This window comes from Streptomyces sp. NPDC052042 (assembly GCF_044548345.1).
Taxonomy (GTDB): domain Bacteria; phylum Actinomycetota; class Actinomycetes; order Streptomycetales; family Streptomycetaceae; genus Streptomyces.
In genome coordinates this window covers 390,439-416,826 of sequence record NZ_JBIUBU010000001.1, presented here as the reverse complement: position 1 = coordinate 416,826, position 26,388 = coordinate 390,439, and the positions used below count along the sequence as shown (strand labels likewise).

Annotated in this window: 22 protein-coding genes and 1 pseudogene; 9 read left to right on the top strand and 14 right to left on the bottom strand. The window is 72.4% G+C overall.

What is annotated here, in order from left to right; all coding sequences use genetic code 11:
* Positions 1–139 precede the first annotated feature (139 nt).
* The gene (locus tag ACIHCL_RS01835; RefSeq protein ID WP_399855773.1) at positions 140–1,015 is read left to right on the top strand and encodes an endo alpha-1,4 polygalactosaminidase; all 876 of its coding nucleotides are present in this window, start codon (positions 140–142) and stop codon (positions 1,013–1,015) included.
* A 163-nt stretch (positions 1,016–1,178) separates the two neighbouring features.
* On the opposite strand, the gene ACIHCL_RS01830 is transcribed toward ACIHCL_RS01835, so the two are convergent.
* The 6 genes from ACIHCL_RS01830 to ACIHCL_RS01805 all read right to left on the bottom strand — a co-directional run bounded on the left by ACIHCL_RS01830 (position 1,179) and on the right by ACIHCL_RS01805 (position 8,626).
* Positions 1,179–1,958, bottom strand: coding sequence for an adenosylcobinamide-GDP ribazoletransferase (locus ACIHCL_RS01830; protein ID WP_399855771.1), 780 nt, complete (start codon positions 1,956–1,958; stop codon positions 1,179–1,181).
* Between the two features lie 435 nt (positions 1,959–2,393).
* Positions 2,394–3,137 carry a hypothetical protein gene (locus ACIHCL_RS01825; protein WP_399855768.1) on the bottom strand — a complete coding sequence of 248 codons (744 nt, stop codon included), beginning with the start codon at positions 3,135–3,137 and terminating at the stop codon, positions 2,394–2,396.
* Positions 3,134–4,936: a phosphatidylglycerol lysyltransferase domain-containing protein gene (locus ACIHCL_RS01820; protein WP_399855766.1), complete on the bottom strand. Its 1,803-nt coding sequence runs from the start codon at positions 4,934–4,936 to the stop codon at positions 3,134–3,136. Before ACIHCL_RS01820 ends, ACIHCL_RS01825 begins: the two co-directional genes overlap by 4 nt.
* 121 nt (positions 4,937–5,057) lie before the next feature.
* On the bottom strand, positions 5,058–6,215 hold the full coding sequence (gene cobT / locus ACIHCL_RS01815) for a nicotinate-nucleotide--dimethylbenzimidazole phosphoribosyltransferase (RefSeq protein WP_399855764.1): 1,158 nt from the start codon (positions 6,213–6,215) through the stop codon (positions 5,058–5,060).
* Positions 6,216–6,479: 264 nt separating this feature from the next.
* Entirely contained in the window at positions 6,480–7,325 is an 846-nt protein-coding gene (locus ACIHCL_RS01810) for a class I SAM-dependent methyltransferase (protein ID WP_399855761.1), read from the bottom strand.
* A gap of 98 nt (positions 7,326–7,423) precedes the next feature.
* Positions 7,424–8,626, bottom strand: coding sequence for a bifunctional adenosylcobinamide kinase/adenosylcobinamide-phosphate guanylyltransferase (locus tag ACIHCL_RS01805; protein WP_399855758.1), 1,203 nt, complete (start codon positions 8,624–8,626; stop codon positions 7,424–7,426).
* Between the two features lie 165 nt (positions 8,627–8,791).
* On the opposite strand from ACIHCL_RS01805, the gene ACIHCL_RS01800 reads away from it, so the two are divergent.
* Complete coding sequence (locus tag ACIHCL_RS01800) at positions 8,792–9,010, top strand: hypothetical protein (RefSeq protein ID WP_399855755.1); 219 nt, start codon at positions 8,792–8,794, stop codon at positions 9,008–9,010.
* Positions 9,011–9,253: 243 nt separating this feature from the next.
* Here ACIHCL_RS01800 and ACIHCL_RS01795 read toward each other — a convergent pair.
* The 4 genes and pseudogenes from ACIHCL_RS01795 to ACIHCL_RS01780 all read right to left on the bottom strand — a co-directional run.
* Positions 9,254–9,352, bottom strand: a pseudogene (locus ACIHCL_RS01795) (IS481 family transposase); the annotation flags it as partial.
* 119 nt (positions 9,353–9,471) lie between these two features.
* Positions 9,472–10,575 (bottom strand): S1C family serine protease, encoded by a 1,104-nt coding sequence (locus ACIHCL_RS01790; protein ID WP_399855751.1) that lies wholly within the window; start codon positions 10,573–10,575, stop codon positions 9,472–9,474.
* Between the two features lie 236 nt (positions 10,576–10,811).
* Positions 10,812–11,546, bottom strand: a complete 735-nt coding sequence (locus tag ACIHCL_RS01785) for a class I SAM-dependent methyltransferase (RefSeq protein WP_399857097.1) — start codon at positions 11,544–11,546, stop codon at positions 10,812–10,814.
* A gap of 113 nt (positions 11,547–11,659) precedes the next feature.
* A complete protein-coding gene (locus ACIHCL_RS01780) occupies positions 11,660–12,259 on the bottom strand; it encodes a DUF3043 domain-containing protein (protein ID WP_399855749.1) in 600 nt (199 codons plus the stop codon).
* A gap of 318 nt (positions 12,260–12,577) precedes the next feature.
* Between ACIHCL_RS01780 and ACIHCL_RS01775 the strand changes: the two genes are divergently transcribed.
* From ACIHCL_RS01775 to ACIHCL_RS01755, 5 genes are all read left to right on the top strand, one after another.
* Positions 12,578–13,360, top strand: a complete 783-nt coding sequence (locus ACIHCL_RS01775; RefSeq protein ID WP_399855747.1) for a PspA/IM30 family protein — start codon at positions 12,578–12,580, stop codon at positions 13,358–13,360.
* A 9-nt stretch (positions 13,361–13,369) separates the two neighbouring features.
* Positions 13,370–13,648, top strand: coding sequence for a hypothetical protein (locus tag ACIHCL_RS01770; protein WP_399855744.1), 279 nt, complete (start codon positions 13,370–13,372; stop codon positions 13,646–13,648).
* 221 nt (positions 13,649–13,869) lie between these two features.
* Entirely contained in the window at positions 13,870–15,216 is a 1,347-nt protein-coding gene (locus tag ACIHCL_RS01765; RefSeq protein ID WP_399855741.1) for a sensor histidine kinase, read from the top strand.
* Positions 15,213–15,911, top strand: a complete 699-nt coding sequence (locus tag ACIHCL_RS01760) for a response regulator (protein WP_399855739.1) — start codon at positions 15,213–15,215, stop codon at positions 15,909–15,911. The genes ACIHCL_RS01765 and ACIHCL_RS01760 overlap by 4 nt, the downstream gene beginning before the upstream one ends.
* Before the next feature lie 235 nt (positions 15,912–16,146).
* Complete coding sequence (locus ACIHCL_RS01755) at positions 16,147–19,293, top strand: efflux RND transporter permease subunit (protein ID WP_399855737.1); 3,147 nt, start codon at positions 16,147–16,149, stop codon at positions 19,291–19,293.
* Between the two features lie 415 nt (positions 19,294–19,708).
* Here ACIHCL_RS01755 and nadA read toward each other — a convergent pair whose 3' ends face one another.
* Positions 19,709–20,917, bottom strand: coding sequence for a quinolinate synthase NadA (gene nadA / locus ACIHCL_RS01750; RefSeq protein ID WP_399855734.1), 1,209 nt, complete (start codon positions 20,915–20,917; stop codon positions 19,709–19,711).
* A 224-nt stretch (positions 20,918–21,141) separates the two neighbouring features.
* On the opposite strand from nadA, the gene erpA reads away from it, so the two are divergent.
* Positions 21,142–21,498, top strand: a complete 357-nt coding sequence (gene erpA, locus ACIHCL_RS01745) for an iron-sulfur cluster insertion protein ErpA (protein WP_189540679.1) — start codon at positions 21,142–21,144, stop codon at positions 21,496–21,498.
* Positions 21,499–21,747: 249 nt separating this feature from the next.
* Here the strand turns inward: erpA and ACIHCL_RS01740 are convergent, their stop codons facing one another.
* Positions 21,748–23,322, bottom strand: a complete 1,575-nt coding sequence (locus ACIHCL_RS01740; protein ID WP_399855730.1) for a hypothetical protein — start codon at positions 23,320–23,322, stop codon at positions 21,748–21,750.
* A gap of 240 nt (positions 23,323–23,562) precedes the next feature.
* Positions 23,563–23,760: a hypothetical protein gene (locus ACIHCL_RS01735; protein ID WP_399855727.1), complete on the bottom strand. Its 198-nt coding sequence runs from the start codon at positions 23,758–23,760 to the stop codon at positions 23,563–23,565.
* 160 nt (positions 23,761–23,920) lie between these two features.
* Here ACIHCL_RS01735 and ACIHCL_RS01730 point away from each other — a divergent pair, with 160 nt between their 5' ends.
* The gene (locus tag ACIHCL_RS01730) at positions 23,921–24,895 is read left to right on the top strand and encodes a carbohydrate kinase family protein (protein ID WP_399855725.1); all 975 of its coding nucleotides are present in this window, start codon (positions 23,921–23,923) and stop codon (positions 24,893–24,895) included.
* A 16-nt stretch (positions 24,896–24,911) separates the two neighbouring features.
* On the opposite strand, the gene ACIHCL_RS01725 is transcribed toward ACIHCL_RS01730, so the two are convergent.
* A complete protein-coding gene (locus ACIHCL_RS01725) occupies positions 24,912–26,294 on the bottom strand; it encodes a cysteine desulfurase/sulfurtransferase TusA family protein (protein WP_399855722.1) in 1,383 nt (460 codons plus the stop codon).
* Positions 26,295–26,388: the final 94 nt, after the last annotated feature.

Below are 26,388 nucleotides of genomic sequence, written 5' to 3'. Positions count from 1 at the left end.
CGGATCACGGCGGCGGGCCGCCGGCGGCTGGTTCCGGGGAGCGGGGCCGTGGCCGCCGACGGGCCGGAGCGGGGGCGCCGCGGGGCGAACGCGCGCCGCGCGTAGGGTCGTTGTGATCCGTACCGGAGGGGGAGAAACCATGCGAGCCCGAGGAACCGTCCGCCGGACGCGCCCGGGACCGGTGCTGCCGGTCCTCGTCGTGGCCCTGTTGGTCCTGCTGGCCGGCTGCACCGCCGCGCCGGGGTCCGAGGGATCGTCCGCCGCGAAGTCCGGTGGGGGATCCGGAGGGAGCGAGCGCGGCGGGCTCTGGCGGCCGGCGCCCGGTACGGGCTGGCAGTGGCAGCTCTCCGGCAAGCTCGACCCCACCGTGGACGTTCCCGTGTACGACATCGACGGCTTCGACCACGACGCGTCGGCCGTCGCCGATCTGCACCGCCGGGGCCGCAAGGTGATCTGCTACCTGTCCACCGGGGCCTGGGAGGACTTCCGCCCCGACGCCGGGAAGTTCCCCGCGTCGGTCCGGGGCGAGGGCAACGGCTGGGAGGGGGAGCGGTGGCTCGACATCCGCCGCACCGACATCCTGGAGCCGTTGATGGAGAAGCGGATCGAAATGTGCGCGCGGAAGGGCTTCGACGCGGTGGAGCCCGACAACATGGACGGCTATCGCAACCGCACGGGTTTCCCGCTGACCGCCGCCGACCAGTTGCGCTACAACCGGCTCATCGCCCGGATCGCCCACCGCCACGGACTCGCCGTCGGCCTGAAGAACGACCTCGGCCAGATCCCCGAGCTGGAGCCGGACTTCGACTTCGCGGTCAACGAGCAGTGCGCGCAGTACGGCGAGTGCGAGACCCTCACCCCGTTCGTGAAGGCGGGCAAGGCCGTCTTCCACGTCGAGTACGAGTTGCCGCTCGCCCGCTTCTGCGCCGACTCGAAGCGACTGGGCCTCAGTTCGCTGCGGAAGCGGTACGAACTGGGCGTGTGGCGCCAGGAGTGCCCCAAGGGCCGCTCGTAGCCCCGCCGCTGCCGCCGGACAAGCGGACCCCGGTAGCGCCGGGCACGGGCTGCTGCCGCTCCGGGCAACGTTCGCCCCGGCAGGCACGGCCGGTCACGGCGCCGGGGGCTGTCCCGTCATCCGCGGTGGACCAGCGCACCCACCGGGGACTACGGGAGAGCCCTCAGCCGAGCGTCAGCACCACCAGCGCCGTCGTCGCCGCCGTCTCGGCCAGCGCGCCGAAGACGTCCCCGGTCACCCCGCCGAACCGCCGCACACAGCGCCGCAGCAGCAGGTGGGCGGCGGCCAGGGCGGCCGGCACGGCGAGGGCGTACCGGGCCGCCCCGTACCCGCCCAGCGCCGCACCCGCCCCCGCGCACGCCACGACCACCACGGCGCCCACCACCACCGCCCCCACCATCGGGACGGTTCCGGCCACCACCGCGCCCAGCCCCTCCGGACGCGCCGCGGGCACGCCCCGCCGGGAGGCCAGGGTGAGCGCCAGCCGGGCGGTGACCGCGGCGGCGACCGCCGCCACCGTTCCGTGCGCCCAGCCCCGTTCGTACAGGTGCTGGAGCGCCGCGACCTGGGCCAGCAGCACGAACAGCAGCGTGATCACGCCGAAGGGGCCGATGTCCGACCGCTTCATGATCCGCAGCGCCTCCTCGGCCGGCTTCCCGCTGCCCAGCCCGTCGGCGGTGTCCGCGAGACCGTCCAGGTGCAGCCCCCGGGTCAGCACCGCGGGCACGGCGGCGGACGCCACCGCGGCCAGCAGCGGCCCGGAACCCAGCGACAGCGACAGACCGCCGGCCGCCGCCGCGAGCAGCCCCACCACGAGACCGGCCAGTGGGGCGCACAGCATCCCGGCACGGGCGGTGTCCCGGTCCCACCGGGTGACGCGGACGGGGATCACGGTCAGGGTGCCGAAGGCGAAACGCGGGCCATGGCTGTTCAGGAAGGTCACGGCGCGCAGGTTAGTGCTGTGACCGGAAAAGTTCAGCGGCCCGTGGCGTCCGGCCCGGCGCTTCGCCGCGTTTCCGCCCCACCCGTATACCCCCGTACACGGGTGCCGCTCCGGCTACACGGGTGCCGCTCCGGCACGCGACGCACCGCACCGGATGCCGCGAGCTTCCCGGCACACCCCTCGGGGCACGGCGGCGACCACTGCGGTCGGCCGATGGATTGGCCGGAAGGCTGGCATAACGCGGCGAACCGCGGCGAAAGCCACTTTTCTGGAGTAGGCGGCATGGGGCACTGGTGCGACCGGAACATCATCGAGCCGGGAAAACTGCCCCTGCTCCTCGCGCTGGCCGCCTTCGTGCTCACCTTCGCCGTCACCCGGGGGCATCACCCGGATGATCAGGGCCGGAAAGGGCCCGTTCCACGACGTCACGACGTTTCAGGACCTCATCGGCGGCGCACCGGACCGGGTGCCGGCCCGCGGGCGGCGCGAGTCCTGACCCGGGCGCTCCGCGGCAGGGTGCCTGCGCCGGTGCCGGACGAGCGTGATGGCGCACGGCACGAGCACCGCGGCGATCGCCGCCAGGTGCTCCTTCCCGGCCAGGTTGTTCTTGAAGAAGACCTCGACCACCATCGCCGCGATCACCAGCCCGCCGGTGAACCACGCCCGGTAGACGCAGCACACGTACACGGCGAGACCGACCACCGCGGCCGACGGGCCGGAGTCGACGATCTGGGCGTCGGACGCGGGCAGCCCGAGCGGCCCGTCCGGGCCGAGGGCGACGCCGATCCGCGCGTACAACGTCCCGGCCAGGGTGGCGAGGTAGGCGATCACGAGCGTGCGCCAGCGGCCCAGACAGATCTCGGCGATCCCGAACACCACCAGGATCTGTGCCAGCGCCCCCCACACCGGCAGGTCGAGCGCCGGGACGAACAACGACAGCGGTGTGCGCAGCAGGGTCGTCCAGAGCGGGTCCTCGGCCCGCACCGCCCCCAGGGCCCGCACCGCCCCGACCCCCCAGGACCGGCTCTGCACCGCGTGCAGCAGTGCCGTCAGGCAGACCGCGGTGAGCGTCAGGGGGACCGCCCGCAGCCGCGCGGCGACGAGCCCCGCGCGCACGGTCCGCAGCAGTGGACGCCACTCGCGGCGGGCCGCCCCGCGCAGCGTGCGGCCGGGTCTCATCCGCCGGTCCCGAGCTGCGAGCGGTGCAGCCACTTGGGCAGCCCCGGCGCCTCCAGGAACCCTTCGGCGCGGCCCGCGGCCAGGCCGATGCGCGGCAGGTCGGCACTCTTCTCGAAGAGCATGAAGCGCGGCTCCCAGATCGGCCGGTACTTGGCGTTGGCGCGGTACAGCGACTCGATCTGCCACCAGCGCGAGAAGAAGCTGAGCATGGAGCGCCACAGCCGCAGCACCGGTCCGGCGCCGAGCCGTGAACCCCTTTCGAAGACGGACCGGAACATCGCGAAGTTCAGTGAGACCTGAGTGATCCCGATCTCTCCGGCACGTCGCAGGAGTTCGATGACCATGAACTCCACCAACCCGTTCTCGGACTCCCGGTCACGGCGCATCAGGTCCAGCGAGAGGCCCGTCGGCCCCCATGGGACGAAACTCAGCAGCGCGCGCAACTCGCCGGGGCCACCGTCCCGGGCGGGCGCGTCGCGGCATTCGAGCATCACGCACCGGCCGTCGGCCGGGTCGCCGAGCCGCCCCAGCGCCATGGAGAAGCCGCGCTCGGTCTCCCCGTCCCGCCAGTCGTCGGCGCACCGCACCAGTACGGCCATCTCCTCCGCCGGGATGTCCTCGTGCCGGCGCACGGTCACCGCGTACCCGGCCCGCCCGACCCGGTTGTACGCCTGGCGCACGGTCCGCATCGCCCGGCCCTCCAGGGTGAACTCGGCGGTCTCCACGATCGCTTCGTCGCCCAACTCCAGGGCGTCCAGGCCGTGGCGCGCGTAGATCGTGCCGCCCTCCTCGCTCGCCCCCATCACCGCCGGGATCCAGCCGTGCTCGCGGGCCTCGGCCAGCCACGGGGCGATCGCCCCGGGCCACGCCTCCGGGTCGCCGATGGGGTCCCCGGAGGCCAGCGACACCCCGCCGACCACCCGGTAGGCGACGGCCGCCTTGCCGGTGGGCGACCAGACGACGCTCTTGTCCCGGCGCAGCGCGAAGTAGCCCAGCGAGTCCCGCTCCCCGTGCCTGTCGAGCAGCGCCCGCAGCCGGGCCTCGTCCTCGGGGGTGATCGGGTCGACGGCCCGGCGGGACCGGAACGCCGCGTACACGACGGCGATCAGCAGCAGGGTGGAGAGGATGTTGATGGTGACACCGACCCAGCCGGGAGTGGCGATCCCCGGGTGGTGCATGTCGTTCTCGGCGACCGACACCAGGCGCAGCGTGCCGTAGCGCCAGCGGTCCAGGAACGTCGAACGGTACTCGTCGTGGGCGGTGTTGGTGAGGGTGACCAGCCCCGCGGCGATCAGCGAGGTGACCAGCAGCCCGCCGCCCGCGACGGCGGCGGCCAGCTTCGGGTTGGACCGGTCGCCCTTCGCGTAGAACTCGCGCCGCCCGAGGACCAGTGCCAGGACGAACACGGCGGTCAGCGCCAGCGAGATCCAGTTCTGCGGGTACCGCCGCACCTCCGGGAACGGGATCACCAGCGCGAAGAGCAGCAACAGCAGGCTGCTCACCGCTATGTTCACGATCCACGCCGCCCGCTTGCGGCGGCGCATGGTGATCGCCAGGAAGAGCGCGACCACCCCGGAGGAGAAGCCCGCGGTGAGCAGGTAGGGGGTGAAGTAGTTCTCGGTGTTGTGGCGGCGCAGATCGTTGCCGAGGGTGACCCAGACCGCGCTCAGGAAATTGATGAACGAGACGATCCGGAGATACCAGATCGTGTACGCGGCGCAGCGGCGCGAACGGACGGTGCTCGGTGCCCGGGTACCGTCCCGTCCGGATTCCACGGTAGACAATCGGACCTCTCCCATGAAAAGCGATCATATGGTGCATCGCGTCGGGTGAGAGGGCCGTGCGGCGGCCTCCGGCCCAGCGGCCCTCGGCCTTTGACCGGTCGTTCGCCGGGCCCCGCCGGCCGCTGCGCCGGGTCCCTCAGCCGACGGCCGTGCCGCCGCCCGCCCTCTCGCCGACGCCCGCTTGTCCGTCGGCACCTTCTTCCTCGACGTTCTCCTCGCCCTCACCGCCACCGCTCTCCTCGCCGGCGCCGTCGGCGGGCGCGCGCTCGGGCAGTTCCGCGGCCAGCGCGGCCGCGGCACGGACCAGCGGGAGTGCGAGCAGCGCTCCGCTTCCCTCTCCCACGATGACGCCGTGGTCCAGCAGAGGGTTGAGCGCCATCCGGTCCAGGGCCTTGGCCTGCGCCGGTTCACCGCTCGCCTGGCCCGCCAGCCACCAGTCCGGCGCCCGGAAGGCCGCCCGCTGACCCACCAGCGCACAGGCGGCGGAGACCACACCGTCCAGGATCACCGGCAGCCTGCGCACCGCGCACTGGAGCAGGAAGCCCGTCATCGCCGCCAGATCCGCACCGCCCACCGTGGCCAGCAGCTCCAACTGGTCGCCGAGCACCGGCCGGGCCCGTCGCAGCGCGTCCCGGATCGCCGCGCACTTGCGCATCCATGCCAGGTCGTCGATGCCCGCCCCGCCGCGCCCGGTGACCACCGAGGCGTCCGTGCCGCACAGCGCCGCGATCAGCGTGCCCGCCGCCGTCGTGCCGCCGACGCTCAGATCGCCCAGCACCACCAGGTCCGTGCCCGAGTCGGCCTCCTCGTCGGCGATCGCCATGCCGAGCCGTACCGCCCGTTCGGCCTCCTCGGCCGTCAGTGCGTCCTCGATGTCGATCCGGCCGCTGCCCCGCCGCACCCGGTGCCGCACCACGGACTCCGGCAGCAGCTCCGGATCGCAGTCCAGACCGGCGTCCACGATCCGTACCGGCACGGAGAACTGCCGGGCCAGCACGGCGAGCGGGGTCGCGCCCTCCAGCGTGGCCCGCACCAGTTCGTACGCGGTGCCGGCCGCGCGCCCCGAGACCCCCAGTTCGGCGACCCCGTGGTCACCGGCGAAGAGCACCACGCGCGGCTGTTCGATCGCCTTGACCGGGACGGACTGCTGGGCGGCCGAGAGCCACTCGCCCAGCTCGTCCAGGCGGCCGAGCGCGCCCGGCGGAACGACCAGGCGCTCCCGGCGTTCCTCGGCATCGCGCCGTACACCGCCGTCGGGGCGTTCGATCAGGTCGGAGAAGTCGTCCAGATTCACGGGGGTCTGCCTCGCGGGTCGATACGTCGATATGTCGGGCGGTACGTCTGGTGGGTCCGGCGAGCCCGGCGGCGGACCCACTGCGGAACAGTACCCGGCACGATTCCCGTGCCCGGCCGCCGCGCGGCCCCGTGTGCGGCACCGGGCCCGGAAGGTGTGCGGCGACCGCGTCACCACACGGCGCGGAACGCGTCCGCGAACCTCGTCCCCGCACCCCGGCCCGGTGTGTCACCGAGGGCAGCGGGGCGCGCCGCCGCGCCGTGGTCACCGACTGCCGTGGGGCGCGTCACCGAACCGCAGGCGTGTGATCGCGGGCGTGAGGCCCCGCAGCCCCGGAACCAGCGACTGGAGCCGGATCAGCTCGCCCATCGCCCCTCGTCCGCGCGGCAGGTGCAGGGCCCGCACCTCGGTGATCCCCGGATGCACGCCGCGCAGCTTGGGCCGCTCACCCGGGTCCATCGCCCAGCGCATCGGCGGAATGGTCATCCCGCCGACCTTCCACCGCCCGGACCGCGTGTACCCGGCCGCACGGCGCCCCATCGAGTCCAGGACGAGGACGCCCCCGGGCAGCCGTTCGGCGCAGGCCGCGAGGATCGCCCGCACCTCGGCCGGGCGCAGATACATCAGAAGGCCCTGGGCCGTGACGACGACGCCGCGTCCCGGCGGGTCCTCGATCGCGTCGAGCCAGGACGGATCGGTCGCCGAGCGGGCCAGGGTGCGCAGCCGGTCCGAAGCCGGGAGCAGCGTCCGCCGCAATTCGGCGACCTGCGGCAATTCCACGCTCAGCCAGTTCAGCAGGCCGTTGTCGACCCGCCAGAATCCGGTCTCCAGGCCGTCGCCGAGTGCGACCACGGTCGCCCGCGGCCGTTCGGCGAGGTAGTCCAGCACGGCCAGGTCGAAACAGCGCGATCGCAGTCCCTGGAGTTGCGAGTAGAACGCGTTGGGCCGGCCGAACCGCACCTCGAAGGGGTAGTCCAGGGCATCCATCAGCCGGAGCGCCATCGGATCGTCCAGCACCGGGTAGCGCTGCCCCGCCTCGTGTGCCCGGTTCTGGAGCGTCCACAGCAGGGTCTCGGGAACCCCGCTCAGCATCGGCCGCACGCGTGCCATGACCGTTCCTCCTTGTCGTTCCGTGCTCCCGCTCTCTTGCTCCGTCTCCCGTTTCCTCCCGCCCCCCGTGCGCGCCTGCCGCCGCCCTCCGTCCCGCCTCAGCCGCGCAGCTTCAGCACCTGCCCCGCCACCACCAGCAGCACCTGTTCGCACTCGTCGGCGAACGCGGCGTTCAGCCGGCCGAGTTCGTCCCGGTACCGCCGCCCGGAGGCCGTCGCGGGCACCACGCCCGAGCCGGTCTCGTTGGTCACGGCCACGACCGTACGGCGCGTCCTGCGCACCGCGGCGACCAGCTCGGCGGTCCGCGTCCGCAGCGCGTTTTGCCCGCCGCCCGCCCATGCCGTGTCGTCCCAGGCGTCCACCCGGTCCATCGCGTCCGCCAGCCACAGCGACAGGCAGTCGATCAGCAGCGGAGGCCCGTCCGACTCCAGCAGCTCCACGAGTTCGCAGGTCTCCTCGGTGCGCCAGGCGGCGGGCCTGCGTTCGCGGTGCAGCTCGATCCTGTCGGCCCAGTCCGCGTCCCCCTCACGGCTGCCCCCGGTCGCCACGTACACGACCTCGGGGAACGTCTCCAGACGCCGTTCGGCCTCCACCGACTTCCCGGACCTGGCGCCGCCCGTCACCAGCGTGCGCCGGGGCGCCTGGGGCAGCGCGCGGTACTCGCCCACCACCAGCGTCGTCCCGTCCGGCACGGTGCGCGCGCCGGCCGCCGCGAGCCGCCGGTCGAGTTCGGCGCCGGGCGGCGCGTCGTGGTCCAGGTGGACGGCGATGATCTCGGTGTGCGGGCCGATCGCCCCCACGGCCCGCAGCCGCGCCACCGCGTCCGGCCGCCCGACCACATCGCCCACCACGGCGTCGTACGGCTGATCCTCCCGGTCCGTGAGACCGGAGGGCGCGGCGCCCGGGGGCAGGTAGAGCAGCCGGGTGCCCTCCGGCGCGGTCACCTCGTAACCGGTGCCGGGGGCGTCCATCGCCACCGCCCGTACCCGGTGCCCGCTGATCAGCGTCAGTTCCCGCCCGTCCGGTACCCGGCCCGCGGACGGAAGCCCGGCGGGCAGCTCCACGGCGGGCCCGTCGTGCGGATGGGTGAGCAGCACCTGCCGCACACCGGAGAGCGAGTGTCCCGCGCGGGCGGCGGCGAACACCGCGCCGGGGGTGAGATCGAGCAGCAGCGCGTCGTCGACCAGCAGCGCGGTCGCCGCCCGAGAGAGCGTCCCCCGGGCGGTGGCGCAGACGGCGCAAGGGCATTCGGGCCTCGGCAGCCCGTCGGGGGCGCCGGTGCCGAGCAGAGTCAGTTCCACGTTCCGATCCTCCCGCGTTCGCGCGGCGGCTGCGCGGCCCGGTCAACGCCCGGACAGGCGCACGCACCGTTCCCGTACCGGCACGCCCTGTTTCCGTTCGGACGGGAGCGCCGGTCCCGGGAGGGGCACTAGGCTGCGGGCAGCAGACCGACCCAGGAGGCGGGCATGGCGTGGACATGGCGTTTCGAGAAGTCCGACGGTACGGAGACGGAACCGGCCCTTCGGCCGGAGGAATTCGCTACGCAGGGCGACGCGGAGTCCTGGATCGGTGAGTACTGGAAGGAACTCCTCGACGGCGGGGCGGAGCAGGTGACGCTCTTCGAGGACGGCGCCCAGGTCTACGGGCCCATGAGCCTCCAGGCCGACCAGGCGGCCCAGGGCTGAAGCCTCCGGGCGGACCGGGGCGGCTCGGGGCACGGAGCCTTCGGGGCGACCGGGCCGGCTCGGGGCTGACCGATCGGGGCCGGCCGCCTCGCGGACCCGGGGGCGCTCCGGCGACCTGCCGGGCGGCGGGCGCAACGCGTCGGCCGAGAGCCCGAGGAGCGCCTGCCCCGGGCCCTCGACTCCGTTCGACAGCGGAGGCCCTGTCCGAGGGCTTCCGCTGTCTCGACACCGTGACCGCAGGCGCCGGACGGCGGCCCTGCGCAGGGTCCAGCCGTCCTCGACCACGCAGCGGGCCAGACACAGACGGCCGGTCTCGGTCAGGGGTGCATTACGGTGGGGCACGAGGGCCTTTCGGTTGGTGTCGATGTCGCAATCCACACCGAACCGGAAGGCCCTCACCTGTTCAAGGTCCCTCAGCCGAGACCTGAATCACCCGTCCACAACCTCCCGAGACAGAACAACTAGATCTCGCCCAGCGTGACCCGGGCCGTCCGCTCCTGCCCATCGCGCAGGTACGTCACCGTGACGTTCTGGCCGGGCTTGTCCGAGGCCAGCGCCTCCGACAGGGAGGTGATCGTCGTGATCGACGTGTCGTCGATCTTGGTGATGATGTCGCCGGGCTGCAGCCCCGCCTTCTCCGCGGCCCCGCCGCTCGGCACCTTCACCAGTGCCACCCCGGCCGGCTGATAGTCCTGGTCGACGACCGTGCGCCCGGTGATGTTCAGGGCGGCGCGACCGGAGTCGACGACCCGGCCGAGCTTGACGATCTGGTCGGCGATCGTCTTCACCATCGACGCCGGGATCGCGAACCCGATCCCCGGTGCCGCGCCGCCCCCCAGATCGGGGTCCGTCGCCGCCAGCGTCGGGATGCCGATCACCTCGCTGTTCAGGTTGACCAGCGCGCCCCCGCTGTTCCCCGGGTTGATCGCGGCCGAGGTCTGCACCATGTTCGCGATCGTCGCGCCGGTGCCGCCGCCCGTGCTGCTCTCGCTGACGGTCCGGCCGACCGCGGAGACGATGCCCTGGGTGACGCTGGAGGACAGACCGAGCGGCGAGCCCATCGCCAGCACGATCTGCCCCACCTCGACCTTCTCCGAGTTGCCGAACGTGGCCGCCTTGAGCCCCTTCGGCACGGTGTCGAGCTTGATGACGGCCAGATCCTGTTCCGGGTAGGAGGCCACCAGAGAGGCGCCCTGGGTCTTCTCGCCGGTGGCGACGGTGACCCGGAACCGCCTCTCCGTGCCGACCACATGGGCGTTGGTGACGATATGCCCCCTGGAGTCGTAGACGACGCCGGAGCCCAGGCTGTTGGATGCCTGGATCTGCACGACCGACGGCAGCACGTTCTTGATCACGGCCTCGTACTGGGCCTGGAGATCGCCGACGGCATCGCCGGTGGGCTGGGATACGGGACCCTGCCGCGAGGAGGCCGTGGTGGTGACGCCGGGCTCCGGTGAACCGGAAACCTCGCCCGAACAGCCGCTCACCAGGGCGATCGCGCAGACACCCGTGGTCATGGGGAGCAGCAGCCGACGCGAGCGGTGACGGAAGTGGAATGCGTCCATGTCCGGATCATTGCCTCGCCGCCTGCCGACGGCCCGCTGGGTTCGGCCGACCGGGTGCTTCACACGTACCCGGCACAGCGGTCTATCCGGCCGTTGACCAGGGACGATGTAGGCGGCAACGCTCTCGGCCGGGTACGGCGCGGGCGCACCGGCCAGGCGCGGCGCACCGACGCCTTGCCGCGCACCGCGCGGACGCGCTCAGTCCCGTACTCGGCGCGGCCTCGGCGTACAGCACCTCAGCCGCGTACTCCGCACAGATGCAGCAGCGCGGCCACCCGGCGGTAGGGATCGGTCCGCCCGGCCCGGTCCTCCACGGCCAGCAACCGCTCCAGTTCGGCGGCGGCCGGCAGCTCCGCGTCGTTGCTCATGTTGTCCGTGAAGACGCGCACCCCGTACCAGGCGTGCAGCGGCGCCGCGATTCCGGCCAGGGTGGCCGTCAGGGCCTCCAGCCGGTCGGCCCGGACCGCGAGGCCGAGCCGGTTGGTGTAGGCGTCGGTGTCGAAGGCGGCCAGCGCCGCACCCCAGTCCCCGGCGTTTCCGGGCCGCATCGCCAGCGCGTCGGCGTTCCGTACGAGCAGCGAGAGCAGGCCGCCGGGGGCCAGCATCCGGGCCAGACCGGCCAGCATCGCGTCCGGGTCCTGGACGTACATCAGCACGCCGTGGCAGAGCACCACGTCGAAACTGCCCGGCGTGAAGTGGACCCCGGTGTCCAGACCGTCGCCCTCGATCAGCCGCACCCGCTCGCGGATGCCCGCGGGCTCGCCGCCGAGTGCCTCACGCGCCACCCGCAGCATCTCGGCGTCGGACTCCAGCCCCGTCACGGTGTGGCCGGCCCTGGCCAGGCGCAGCGCCTGGGTGCCCTGCCCCATGCCGACGTCCAGGACGCGCAGCCGCTGCCCCACCGGGAAGCGTGCCGCGATCTGTTCGTCGATCTGCCGGGCGACGAGCTCCTGGCGGACCGTGTTGCGCAGCCCCCCGAGCCCTTTGAGCCATGCCGAGGTCACCCCCGAGAAACCGCTGATGGGGGTGATGTCGCCCGGCGAGGCGGCGGACGGGCCGCCGACCGGTCCGGCGGAATCTGCGCTCAGGGCCGTTCTCCGCGCTTGACCTGCGGCTTCGGCAGTCGGAGCCGACGCATCTGGAGGGTGCGCATCAACCCGTAGGCGACCGCTCCGCGCTTGGGGGCGTTGGGGAATCGGGCATTCAACTGCTTCCGCAGACGGAACACCAGGCCGATCGAGTCGATGACGATCAGCACGATCACGAAGAGCCAGAGCAGCAGCGAGATGGTCTGGATGTTCTGCACCTGGATCACGCTGAGGATCAGGATGATCACGGCCATCGGCAGGAAGTACTCCGCGACGTGGAAACGCGAGTCCACGAAGTCGCGCACGAAGCGCCGCACCGGACCCTTGTCGCGCACCGGCAAGTAGCGCTCGTCGCCATTGGCGAGCGCCTCGCGCTGCCGCGCCAGGTCCGCACGGCGCGCTTCGCGCTGCCGGCGCATGGCCTCCTTGCGGTCCAGTGGCGCGCCACCGACGGCGCGACGGCGCTGCGACTGGGCGTCGCTGCGCTTGGGGGTGGGGCGGCCCTTGGGGGCCTGCGGGTCGCGGGGCTTCTTGGAGAGGTCCGCCGTCACCTTGTCGGTGGGCGCCTTCTCTTCCTTCGAACGGCTACGGAACACAAGACCCAAGGGTACGGGGTCGTTCGCCGCGACCCCAGACCGGTCGGGAACGATCCGGCAACGGACCGTGTCCCGGAAGTCATCACCGAGGGGGTTTGCCCCGGATGCCGGGGTGGTCTCCCGGCGCCGCGGCGGCCTTCCCGGGGCCTGATCTACTCCCCTGGCCGGACCGGTGGACGGGTGCAGTCGTCCTTGGGGAGGAGCACATCGGTGCTCGAACAGTGCGGTAATAGAGGTAGGGCCCGTACTGTGGGTTCTGTATGGAGTGCTGGAGCTCAGTCCGTCAGAAGGGGGCGCGCGAAGCCCATGAGCGGTGTCATGAAGCGTATGGGGATGATCTTCCGCGCGAAGGCGAACAAGGCCCTTGACCGGGCCGAGGATCCGCGCGAGACCCTTGATTACTCGTATCAGAAGCAGTTGGAGCTGCTGCAGAAGGTACGCCGAGGGGTCGCCGACGTGGCCACCTCGCGCAAGCGGCTGGAGCTGCAGCTGAACCAGCTGCAGGGGCAGTCCGCCAAGCTGGAGGACCAGGGCCGCAAGGCGCTCGCGCTCGGCCGGGAGGACCTGGCCCGCGAGGCGCTGTCCCGGCGCGCCGCGCTCCAGCAGCAGGTCACCGACCTGGAGACGCAGCACGCCACGCTGCAGGGCGAGGAGGAGAAGCTGACCCTCGCGGCCCAGCGACTCCAGGCCAAGGTCGACGCCTTCCGCACGAAGAAGGAGACCATCAAGGCCACCTACACCGCCGCCCAGGCGCAGACCCGGATCGGTGAGGCGTTCTCCGGGATCTCGGAGGAGATGGGCGACGTCGGCCTGGCGATCCAGCGGGCGGAGGACAAGACCCAGCAGCTCCAGGCCCGGGCAGGCGCGATCGACGAGCTGCTCGCGTCCGGCGCGCTGGACGACCCGACCGGCACGGCCAAGGACGACATCGCCGCCGAGCTGGACCGGATCTCCGGTGGTACGGACGTGGAGCTGGAACTCCAGCGCATGAAGGCCGAGCTGGCCGGCGGCTCCACCGCGCCGCAGGCGATCGAGGGCGGCCAGCAGGACGCGGCGCAGCAGCAGGCGTCCCAGGCCCCGCACCGGTTCGACAAGAGCTGAGGCAGTGTCATGATCGTACGGATCATGGGGGAGGGCCAGGTCGCCCTGGCCGACAGCCATCTCGCCGAGCTCAACGAGCTCGACGACGAACTGCTGACCGAGATGGAGAGTGGCGACGGCCCAGCCTTCCGCGCCACCCTCCACGCGCTCCTGGGCAAGGTGCGCGAACTCGGTACGCCGCTGCCGGACGATTCTCTGGAACCGTCCGAGCTGATCCTGCCGTCGCCCGACGCGACCCTGGAAGAGGTGCGTGCGATGCTCCGTGACGAAGGTCTGATCCCCGGCTGACGCGCCCCTCGCCCTCTGGCACGCCGTGCGGATGAGCGCGCGCTCCGCGTGACCGCGGCGTACGGATCCGCGTCCGCGCGCCGCGTGCGTGCCGTGCGCGTTCCGCGCACAGGCCCGTGCCCCGCTTCCCCGGTCCGCCGGAGAACCGGGGCACGGCCGTGTCCGGAACCTTTCGAGGACCCGCCGGAGCACAGGCGCGACACGCCGTAACGTAGCTTGACGTGACCACCCTCGGAACCGGCGTTCTGCGTGCCCGGAGCTGGCTGCGCGACCATCCTCTGGCCATGGACGCCGCGCTCGCGCTGGCCGCGCTCCTGGCCATGCTCGCCGTGTCGTTCACGCACCCCGGCGTGCCGGACAGCCCCGGCGTCGGCTCCCGCAGCCCGGACGCGAGCGGGGTACTGCTGATGGCGGCCGGTGCCGCGGCGCTCGTCTGGCGGCGGCGCAATCCCATGGCGGTGCTGGCCGTCACCGCCGTTCCGACCGTCGTCGGGCTGGTGCTCTCCGATCCGCCCTCGCCCGTGGTGATGACCAACGCCGTCGCGCTGTACACCGTCGCGTCGCGCACCGACCGGCCCACCACCTGGCGGGTCGGCCTGCTCACGGCGGTCGCGCTGACCGGCGTGGTCATGTGCTTCGGCACCGGCCCCTGGTACAGCCAGGAGAACTTCGGCGTCTTCGCCTGGACCGGCATGGCCTGCACGGCGGGGGACGCCGTCCGCTCCAGGCGCGCCTTCATCGACGCGATCAGGGAACGAGCCGAACGCGCCGAGCGGACCCGGGACGAGGAGGCCCGGCGCCGGGTCGCGGAGGAGCGGCTGCGGATCGCCCGGGATCTGCACGACGTCGTCGCCCACCACATCGCGCTCGTCAACGTGCAGGCGGGGGTGGCCGCCCATGTCATGGACCGGCGCCCCGACCAGGCGAAGGAGGCGCTGGCCCACGTCCGGGAGGCGAGCCGGTCCGCGCTCGACGAACTGCGGGCCACCGTCGGGCTGCTGCGGCAGTCCGGTGACCCGGCCGCGCCGACCGAACCGGCCCCCGGGCTCGCGGTCCTCGACGAACTGGTGGACACCGTGCGGCGGGCCGGTCTCCCGGTGGAGGTGGCCTGTGTGGACAGGCGGCCCCCACTGCCCGCGGCCGTCGACCTGGCCGCGTACCGGGTGATCCAGGAAGCCCTGACCAATGTCCGCAAGCACGCGGGGCCGGACGCGAAGGCCGAGATCAGCGTCGTACGGGTCGGGGCCGTCGTGGAGATCACCGTGATCGACAACGGTTCGGGCGGCGCCGGTCGTACCGGGGACGGCGCTCCGGGCACGGGTGCGGGCGGGTACGAAGCGGACCAGGGCCACCGCTCGGGCGGCGGACACGGCCTGCTCGGCATGCGGGAACGCGTCACCGCGCTCGGCGGCACCCTCACCGCGCGGCCCCGCTACGGCGGCGGATTCCGCGTCCATGCGATCCTGCCCGTCGAGGGCCGTACGGCGGAGCCGGAGGATCCCGGCACGACGGGCACGACGGGCACGACGGGCCGTGCGGTCCGCGTGGGGGAGGACGGGAACGCATGACACTGCCCATCAGGGTGCTGCTCGTGGACGACCAGGCGCTGCTGCGCAGCGCGTTCCGGGTGCTGGTCGACTCGGAGGCCGACATGGAGGTGGTCGGGGAGGCCGCGGACGGAGCCCAGGCCGTGGAACTCGCCCGCTCGACCCGCGCCGACGTGGTGCTGATGGACATCCGGATGCCCGGCATGGACGGGCTCGCCGCGACCCGCGTGATCAGCGCCGACCCGGAGCTGGCGGGCGTACGGGTCGTCATGCTCACCACCTTCGAGGTGGACGAGTACGTGGTGCAGTCGCTGCGGGCCGGGGCGTCGGGCTTTCTCGGAAAGGGCGCGGAGCCGGACGAACTCCTCGCCGCCATCCGGATCGCCGCTGCCGGCGAGGCGCTTCTCTCACCGACCGCGACCAAGGGCCTGATCGCCACCTTCCTGGCCCAGGGCGGTGGTTCGGGCGACGGCGAGGGGCCGGGCTCCGGCGAGTACATCGAGCGGCTGGCCGCCCTCACCGGCCGGGAGCGCGAGGTGCTCGTCCTCGTCGCGGGCGGGCATTCCAACGACGGGATCGCCGACCGGCTCGCCGTCAGCCCGCTCACCGTCAAGACCCATGTGAACCGGGCGATGGCGAAACTCGGCGCACGGGACCGGGCGCAGCTCGTGGTCATCGCGTACGAATCGGGTCTGGTGCGCCCCCGGGCGGAGTGAGGACGCCGCCCGGGTGGAACGGAGCGGTCCCGGAGAGGGAGCACCGCTCCACCCCGGGGGCGGGACGCGGGGTGGAGGAAAGGCGTACTCCAGCTGCGGTATGCGCGGGATGAGAAAGCGACCCTGGGGCCGAGGCTTCCGGGTTCGGCGATAAGGGATCGTGTACGTGGGCCGGGTCTGTCCCCCAGCCGCCCGCCCCATCGCCGCGCAAGCCACAGAAGAGAGACCACCACTCATGTCCTGGCTGTCCAGATTCAGCCTCGCCCAACGAGCCCTGATCGGACTGATCTCGATCGTCGCCCTCGTCTTCGGCGTGATCGCGATCCCACAGCTCAAGCAGCAGCTGCTGCCCACCATCGACCTTCCCATGGTCTCGGTGCTCGCTCCCTACCAGGGCGCGTCGCCCGATGTGGTCGAGAAGCGGGTCGTCGAACCGCTGGAGAATTCCATCAAGGCGGTCGACGGTGTCACCGGCGTCACCTCGACCGCGAGTGAGGGCAACGCCATCATCATGGCGTCCTTCGATTTCGACAGCGCGGGCACCAAGCAGCTCGTCGCCGACATCCAGCAGGCGGTGAACCGCGCCCGGGCCCTGCTGCCCGACACCGTGGACCCGCAGGTGGTGGCCGGCTCGACGGACGACATGCCGACCGTCGTCCTCGCCGTCAGCTCCGACAAGGACCAGCAGGCCCTCGCCGACCAGCTGGACCGCACCGTCGTCCCCGCGCTGGAGAACGTCGAGGGCGTGGGCCAGGTCTCCGTGAGCGGTGTGCGGGACCTCCAGGTGTCCGTCACACCCGACGACCAGAAGCTCGCGGCGGCCGGTCTGAACGCCATGACGCTCTCCCAGGCGCTCAAGGCGGGCGGGGCGACCGTCCCGGCCGGTTCCTTCTCCGAGTCGGGCAAGAGCCGCACCGTCCAGGTGGGCGGGCCGTTCACCTCGCTGAAGCAGATCGAGGACCTGCGGGTCACCGCGACGGACCCGGCCACGGGCAAGTCCGGCAAGCCGGTCCGGGTCGGTGACGTCGCCACCGTGAAGCAGGAGCCGGCCACCGCGGTCTCCCTCACCCGCACCAACGGCCGGCCGAGCCTCGCCGTGATGGCCACGATGGACAAGGACGGCAGTGCCGTCGCCATCTCGGACGCGGTCAAGGACCAGCTCCCCGACCTGCGCAAGGACCTCGGCTCCGGTGCCGAGCTGACCATCGTCTTCGACCAGGGCCCCGCCGTCTCCAAGGCCATCTCCGGCCTGACCACCGAGGGCGCGCTCGGCCTGGTCTTCGCGGTCGTGGTGATTCTGGTCTTCCTCGCCTCGCTGCGCTCCACCCTGGTCACGGCGGTCTCCATCCCGCTGTCCGTGGTCCTCGCGCTGCTCGTGCTCTGGACCCGCGACCTGTCGCTCAACATGCTCACCCTCGGCGCGCTGACCATCGCGATCGGCCGCGTCGTCGACGACTCGATCGTGGTCCTGGAGAACATCAAGCGCCACCTCGGCTACGGCGAGGAACGCCAGACGGCGATCATCACCGCCGTGAAGGAAGTGGCCGGCGCGGTCACCTCCTCGACCCTCACCACGGTCGCGGTGTTCCTGCCGATCGGTCTCGTCGGCGGCATGGTCGGCGAGCTGTTCGGCTCGTTCTCGCTGACCGTCTCCGCGGCCCTGCTGGCGTCCCTGCTGGTGTCGCTGACCATCGTGCCCGTCCTGTCGTTCTGGTTCCTGCGCGCCCCCAGGGGCACCTCCGAGAACCCGGACGAAGCACGCCGCCAGGCCGAGGAGAAGGAGGCCCGCAACCGGCTCCAGCGGCTGTACATCCCGGTCCTGCGGTTCGCGACCCGGCGCCGGATCACCAGCATCGTCATCGCGTTCGTGGTGCTGCTGGGCACCTTCGGCATGGCCCCGCTGCTCAAGACCAACTTCTTCGACCCGGGCGAGCAGGACACCCTTTCCGTCAAGCAGAAGCTGGCCCCCGGCACCAGCCTGGCGGCCACCGACGCGGCGGCCAGGAAGGTCGAGAAGGTCCTCAAGGACGAGAAGGGGGTCAAGGACTACCAGGTCACCGTCGGCTCCTCCGGCTTCATGGCGGGCTTCGGCGGCGGTACGGGCTCCAACCAGGCCTCCTACCAGATCACCCTGAAGGACGCGGGTGACGCCGCGGACGTGCGGAAGCGTCTGGAGACGGGGTTCGGCAAGCTCGACGGCATCGGCGACATCACCACCACCTCGGGGGGCGGCGGCTTCGGCGGCCAGGACCTCGCCGTCGTGGTCAAGGCCGCCGACGCGGACGTCCTGAAGAAGGCGTCCGAGCAGGTGCGGGCCGAGGTCGCCAAGCTGAAGGACGTCACCGACGTCCAGAGCGACCTGGCACAGAGCGTCCCCAGGATCTCCGTCAAGGCCAACGCCCGTGCGGCGGACGCCGGCTTCGACCAGACCACGCTGGGCGCGGTCGTCGCCGGAGCGGTGAGCGGCACCCCGGCCGGCACGGCGGTCATGGGCGACACCGAGCGCAAGGTCGTCATCACCTCCGCCCACCCCGCCACCACGATGGCCGAGCTGGAGAAGCTTCCCCTCGGCCCGGTCCGGCTCGGCCAGATAGCGGACGTCGAACTGGTCCCCGGACCGGTCTCGAAGACCCGCATCGACGGCCAGCGCGCCGCGACCGTCACGGCCCGCCCGGTCGGTGACAACATCGGCGCGATCAGCACCGCACTCCAGAGCAAGATCAACACCCTGGAGCTCCCGGACGGCGCCACGGCCACCATCGGCGGTCTCTCCGAGGACCAGGACGACGCGTTCCTGAAGCTCGGCCTCGCCATGCTGGCCGCGGTCGCGATCGTGTTCATGCTGCTCGTGGCGACCTTCCGGTCCCTCGTCCAGCCGCTGATCCTCCTGGTCTCCATCCCGTTCGCGGCCACCGGCGCGATCGGCCTGCTCCTCCTCACCGGCACCCCGATGGGTGTTCCGGCGATGATCGGCATGCTGATGCTGATCGGCATCGTGGTCACCAACGCGATCGTGCTGATCGACCTGATCAACCAGTACCGCGCACAGGGCCTCAGCATCGTCGAAGCGATCATCGAAGGTGGACGCCACCGCCTCCGCCCGATCCTGATGACGGCACTCGCGACGATCTTCGCCCTGGTCCCGATGGCGCTCGGCGTCACCGGGGAGGGCGGCTTCATCTCGCAGCCGCTCGCGGTGGTGGTGATCGGCGGTCTGGTCACCTCGACGCTGCTGACGCTGCTCCTGGTGCCGACGCTCTACGCGATGGTCGAACTCCGCAAGGAGCGCCGCGCGAAGAAGAAGGCGGCCAAGCGCGCCAAGAAGGCGGGCCTTCCGGTTCCGCCCGAGGAGACGCGCGAGCCGGAGCCGTCGGGCGTGTGACCGACGGAGCGACCGGCCGGGCAGCCGGTCCGCCGACGACAGGAACGGCCCGTCCCACGTTCACCCGTGGGACGGGCCGTTCCCGTTCTGCCCGCCGCCTTCCCGCCGTTGATCGAGGAAGGTGGCGAAGTCGTTCCGGGCGGGGGCGGAGTTGGCGGGGGGCGGAGTCGAGGAGTGCGGGGCCGGTCGGCTGTCCGCCGTCGCTCGGCTGCCCACAGGGAAACGAGAGGCGGGGGCATGGCGGGCGCGCCGGCCGGCGTCGCCATGGCCGCCGGGCGGGGCTCGCCCTTCTGCCCGGTTCGGGCCGGAGCGAGGGCACCGGTGGAACGCTTCGCGACTGCCGGTGGGACGCACCGCGGCCGCCGCCCGGCAGGGTCGTGCCCGGGGCGGCGGCCGCGGAGGGGGATGACGTCGGCTACGGCAGTGCCAGCATCCGCTCCAGGGCCAGCTTCGCGTACTTCTCGGTCTCCGGGTCGACCTGGATCCGGTTGACCAGCTTGCCCTCGGCCAGCGACTCCAGGGCCCACACCAGGTGCGGCAGGTCGATGCGGTTCATCGTCGAGCAGAAGCAGACCGTCTTGTCGAGGAAGACGATCTCCTTGCCCTCGGGAGCGAAACGGTTCGCCAGGCGGCGCACCAGGTTCAGTTCCGTGCCGATCGCCCACTTCGAGCCGGCCGGAGCCGCCTCCAGGGCCTTGATGATGTACTCGGTGGAGCCGACGTAGTCCGCCGCCGCCACGACCTCGTGCCTGCACTCCGGGTGCACCAGCACATTGACGCCCGGTATGCGCTCGCGCACGTCGTTGACGGAGTCCAGCGAGAAGCGGCCGTGCACCGAGCAGTGCCCGCGCCACAGGATCATCTTCGCGTTCCGCAGCTCCTCGGCGGTCAGGCCGCCGTTCGGCTTGTGCGGGTTGTAGACGACGCAGTCGTCGAGGGACATCCCCAGGTCCCGGACCGCGGTGTTCCGGCCGAGGTGCTGGTCGGGCAGGAAGAGGATCTTGGCGGTGCCGGACTCACGCTGCTGGAAGGCCCACTCCAACGCCCGCTTGGCGTTGGACGAGGTGCAGATCGTGCCGCCGTGCCGCCCGGTGAACGCCTTGATGTCGGCGGAGGAGTTCATGTACGAGACCGGCACCACCTGGTCCGCGATCCCGGCCTCGGTCAGCACGTCCCAGCACTCGGCGACCTGCTCGGCGGTGGCCATGTCGGCCATGGAGCAGCCCGCGGCCAGGTCCGGCAGCACGACCTTCTGGTCGTCGGTGGTCAGGATGTCCGCGGACTCGGCCATGAAGTGCACACCGCAGAAGACGATGTACTCCGCCTCCGGGCGTGCCGCCGCGTCCCGGGCGAGCTTGAACGAGTCGCCGGTGACGTCGGCGAACTGGATGACCTCGTCGCGCTGGTAGTGGTGGCCGAGGACGAACACCTTGTTCCCGAGCTTTTCCTTGGCCGCGCGGGCACGCTCCACGAGGTCCGGGTCGGACGGGGCGGGCAGGTCGCCGGGACACTCGACACCGCGCTCGCTCCTCGGGTCGGCTTCGCGGCCGAGGAGGAGCAGCGCGAGGGGCGTCGGCTGGACGTCGAGATCCTGGACGGGGTGGGCCGTGGTCACGTCACGCACCCTTTCTTCTCTGCGGAGGAGCCTTTTCGTCGAAATGACGCTATCTATCATATCTGCTTTATGTCACTTTGACGACGGCGATAGCGTCGATGTGACGCATCCCCCGGCGCGGCCCGTGTGCGAGCATGAAGGGAACAGGCAAGCGCTCGGTCCGGAATGAATCCGCGGTCCCGACGGTTGCAACGTCGGCAAGCAGTCTCCGTACAACCCCGGGAGAGAAGCAGATGTCCGTATCGGACGAGACCACCACCGTGAGCGACGGCATCCTCCTGTCCGACGCCGCCGCCGCGAAGGTCAAGAGCCTGCTGGAGCAGGAAGGCCGCGACGACCTGGCGCTGCGCGTCGCCGTCCAGCCCGGCGGTTGCTCGGGCCTGCGCTACCAGCTCTTCTTCGACGAGCGCTCGCTCGACGGCGACGTCGTGAAGGACTTCGACGGCGTCAAGGTCGTCACCGACCGGATGAGCGCTCCGTACCTCGGCGGCGCCTCCATCGACTTCGTCGACACCATCGAGAAGCAGGGCTTCACGATCGACAACCCGAACGCCACGGGCTCCTGCGCCTGCGGCGACTCCTTCAGCTGAGCCCCGAAGACAGCTGAGCCCGAAGGCGCCGAAGCCCGAAGGCGGGGCGGAGAACCACGCGCAGGCGGCGGCCCCGGAATCCGGAGCCGCCGCCTGCGCATGCGCCCCGACCGTCACGGGGCTCACCGTCCGCGCCGTACGTCCCGGCCACCGCGCGGCGCACCGGCCCGCGCAGTGCGAACGGGGCCGCACGTGCGGGACCGAGGCCGTGAGCGCGGTCCCGGACCGCACGGAGGCGCGCGCGCGCCGTCAGGCGCGGGGTACGCGGGCGCCCGAGGCCGCGTCGATCACTTCCCGGTCACCGAGCGGCGCGTCCAGCGTCACCGTCCGGGTCTGCTCCTTGGCCATCATCACGCAGACCTTCTTCGCGTCCTGCTTCGACTCCGTCACCGTCACCCGCACGGTCTTCCCGTCCTCGGCCGCGCTCGCCGCGTACGTGCTGCACACCCCTCCCCAGAACGTCACCGACAGGTTACGGGCGTCGGCGCTGTACGACAGGATCTGCCGCGAGGTCCCGGACGTGCCGCCCTCGTCCCCCGGAGGCGTCGCCGGGGCGTCCTTCGCCAGATACGCGGGGTCCACGGCGACCCGTGCCACCGTCGTGCCCGTGCCGGCCGCGGCGGGTCGCACCGTGAAGAGCCAGGACGGCACGAGCGCCCGCTCGCCCGCCACGTACTGCATCGAGAGGCCGAACACCGCCCTGTCGATCGTCACCGTCGTCGGCTCCGGCTCAGGTGCCCCCGTCCGCGCCCCGCAGCGGACCTCCGGAGCCTTCACACCGTCCTCCAGCGGCACGGGATCGGCGCACCCGCCGATCCCGGAGTCCCGGCCCGTCCGCGACGAGGAGCCGTTGAGCTGCTTCAGCGCCTCGCCCGCGCTGATCACCGGGTAGCTGTCGCCCTTCTCCGGGGCCTTCAGGTGCCCGCTGCCGCCGACCACGTCACCGTCCGGGCCGATCTGGACGCCGGTCGACCAGCCGTACGTGGGCAGCCCGTCCACCACCGGGTCCGCGTTCACCACCCGCGCGGACCCCATCACCTGGCGGGCGTCGAGGGCGGCGCCGTCCTGCCCCACCGCCTTCAGCACCGGGGTCGCGGCAGCCTTGGCGGCGCTCTCGCCCACCGGGGAACCGCTGCCGCCCCGAGCGGCCTTCCCGCTCGAACAGACCGACGTGCCGCGGCAGTCGTCCGTCCCGCCGGAGCCGTACCGGGCGAAGGTCCAGGTCCCCGGAGCCTGCTTGTCCACCCGCAGGAACGGCCCCGAGCCGTCCTTGTCCGAGCCCACCGTCCAGGACGTGCCCTCCGCCCGCGGCGTGCCGGCCAGGCCGAGCGCCTTCGCCAGCCGGGTCACCTCCGCCGCCGTGACCGTGCCCGCCGCACGGCGCACCTCGGCCCGGCCCGGTCCCTGCGGGAGTTCCCCGGACACCCGGTACACCACCGTGCCCCCGTTCGGGTCGGGCTCACCGACCGCGATGCCCTGCGGGGGGCCGTCCGGGGTCGTCGACGGAACGCCCTGATGAGGCCCGTCCAGCGCCAGCGGGGGAGGGGCGGGGTCACCGGCCTGGGCAGCGGCCGTGTCGTTGCCACCGCCCCCGTTCGCGGCGGTCGCCGCCCAGTAGGCGCCGCCACCCCCGGCCAGCAGCACCGCCGCCACGGAGGCCACGACCAGGGAACGCTTCGGAAGCCGTGCCCGGGCGGACGCCGCCGCGTCCGGAGCACCGGTGGGAGCCCCGTCCGGCTCGCCCTTCAGCGGTGAACGCCGCCGGGGGCCGGGGGCATCGTCCTGGGGACCGGTCATGTCGTTGTCGGGTCGCTCGGTGCTCAACCGGGTCCACTCCTTCGCCTGCGCTGCCGTCACCACAGGCCGTCGACCGGCCTGCCGTCCGCCCCTCGGGTCGGGGACACCGATGGGACGGGGGAGGGGGCCGTACGGTTCCCCGGAACGGGTCCGCCGCACGCCGACGAGAGGAATCGCGCACCGGAAGGTCGTGTCCGCGTGCCCGGCCGCGCCGCGGGGCCCGGCCGCCGTCGGGGGCGTCCGGGGCCGGACCGCGGGACCCGGATCTCAGTCGCCGTACTCCGACATGCCGTCGATCATCCGGGCGGACGCGTCCGGCACGGTCACACCGTGGATCCGTTCCGGGGCCACCCGGTCGGGAGCGGGCTTCGCGCGGGCCGTCCAGTGCGGCGCCATCCGCGCGCAGTCACCGCGCAGCTCGGACAGGCTGATCTCGGGCTCGCGCGTGGCGAAGTGGTTCGACATAAAGGCACCGTAGGCTTCGCCCGCCCGGAGAAGAAAGCCCTACTATCGGGTAGTTTTGCCCCCTTCAGGGCTCACACGGGAAACGGGTAGCGTGAACTGTCACGCCGCCCCGGGAACAAGACCATCCGTTCCCCCCGATCTCCGCAGGAGCACTCTTCCCGTGCGCATCGCAGTCACCGGCTCCATCGCCACCGACCACCTCATGACGTTCCCCGGCCGATTCGCCGACCAGCTCGTCGCGGACCAGCTGCACACGGTCTCGCTCTCCTTCCTGGTCGACACCCTCGACGTGCGCCGGGGCGGTGTCGCCGCCAACATCTGCTTCGGCATGGGTCTGCTCGGCACGAGCCCGATCCTGGTGGGCGCTGCCGGACCCGATTTCGACGAGTACCGCGCCTGGCTCGACCGCCACGGTGTCGACACCGGTTCGGTCCGGATCTCCGAGGTCCTGCACACGGCCCGCTTCGTCTGCACGACCGACGAGGACCACAATCAGATCGGTTCCTTCTACACGGGCGCCATGAGCGAGGCCCGGCTCATCGAACTGAAGTCCGTCGCCGACCGCGTCGGCGGCCTCGACCTCGTCTCGATCGGCGCCGACGACCCCGAGGCCATGCTCCGCCACACCGAGGAGTGCCGCTCCCGGGACATCCCGTTCGCCGCCGACTTCTCGCAACAGATCGCCCGGATGGACGGCGAGGAGATCCGCATCCTCCTCGACGGTGCCAAGTACCTCTTCTCCAACGAGTACGAGAAGGGGCTCATCGAGTCCAAGACCGGCTGGAGCGACGAGGAGATCCTCTCCAGGGTCGGCCACCGCGTCACCACCCTCGGCGCCCGGGGCGTGCGCATCGAACAGGTCGGCCACGACCCCATCGAGGTCGGCTGCCCGGACGAGGAGAGCAAGGCCGACCCGACCGGCGTCGGCGACGCCTTCCGGGCCGGATTCCTCTCCGGCCTCGCCTGGGGCGTCGGCCTGGAGCGCGCCGCCCAGGTCGGCTGCATGCTCGCCACCCTGGTCATCGAGACCGTCGGCACCCAGGAGTACACCCTGCGCCGCGCCCACTTCATGGAGCGCTTCACCAAGGCGTACGGCGACGAGGCCGCCGCCGAGGTCCGCGCGCACCTGGGCTGACCCGGACGGCGGAATCTCAGGTCAGCCGGCGGACCGTATAGGCCAAGCCGCGGTCCGCCGGCTCCTCGCCCACGTACTCCTGCTCGCGCATCGCGCACCACGCCGGAATGTCCAGGCGCGCCGCCTCGTCGTCGGAGAGGACCGTCACCGTCCCGCCCGGCGGCACCTCCCCGATCACCTTCGCGAGCTCGATCACCGGGACCGGGCAGCGCTTGCCCAGGGCATCGACCACCAGGGACGCGGTCGCGGCGGTCTCCCCGGGCGTCGAGCCGGGCGCGCCCAGCCTCTCCCGCACCGCGGCCACCGTCCGCGGCAGCACCTCCAGGAAGCGGTCCACCTCCTCCTCCGTGGTGCCGCGCGGCAGCGACACCCGTACGTTCCCCTCCGACAGCACGCCCATCGCCTTGAGCACATGGCTCGGGGTCAGCGTGCTGCTGGTGCAGGACGAACCGGACGACACGGAGAACTCCGCCCGGTCCAGTTCGTGCAGCAGGGTCTCCCCGTCGACATAGAGACAGGAGAAGGTCACCAGGTGCGGCAGCCGCCGCACCGGATCGCCGACCACCTCCACATCCGGCACCAGCTCGGGGAGCCGGGCCCTGATCCGGTCCACCAGGGCCCGCAGTCGCGCCGCCTCCTGTGCCGCCTCGGCCCGCACAGCCCGCAGCGACGCCGCCGCGGCCACCACCGCCGGAAGGTTCTCGAACCCCGCGGACCGTCCGGCCTCGCGCTCGTCGGCGGGCCCCCGGGCGGCGAACCGCGTTCCCTTGCGCACCGCCAGCAGCCCGACGCCCGAGGGCCCACCCCATTTGTGCGCGGAGGCCGTCAGCAGCGACCAGCCCTCCGGAACGGGTCCCCAGCCCAGCGACTGCGCCGCGTCCACCAGCAGCGGCACCCCCGCCGCCCGGCAGGCCTCCGCGACCTCGGCGACCGGCTGCTCGGTGCCGACCTCGTGGTTGGCCGACTGCAGACAGGCCAGCGCGGTGTCCGCGCGCAGCGCCCGCCCGAACTCCGGAGCGCTCACCGCGCCCGACCGGTCCACCGCGACCTCGGTGACCTCCCCGCCCTCCGCCGCATGCGCGGACGCCGCATGAAGTACGGACGAATGTTCGACGGCGGAGACGGTCAGATGACGGCCGACACGCCGACGCCCCGCAAGGGCGCCGAAAATCCCGGAATGTACGGACAACGTCCCCGAAGGGGTGAAAGTGAGCTCGTCCGGACGGCAGCCGACGGCCTCGGCGGCGGCCTCCCGGGCCGCGTCCAGCAGCAGCCGGGCGCGCCGCCCCTCGCGGTAGAGCCTGGCCGGGTCGGCCCACCCCTCGTCCAGCGCGGCGAGCAGCGCCTGGCGGGCGACCGGGTGCAGGGGAGCGGAAGAGGCGGCATCGAAGTAGGGCACACCGCCACGCTAGTCCGCCCGCGCCCGAACGGGGGGCGAGGCCCGGCCCGCGACGGGCGGCGGAGGTGGAAGAGGAAGGTCCGTCCCATCGGGG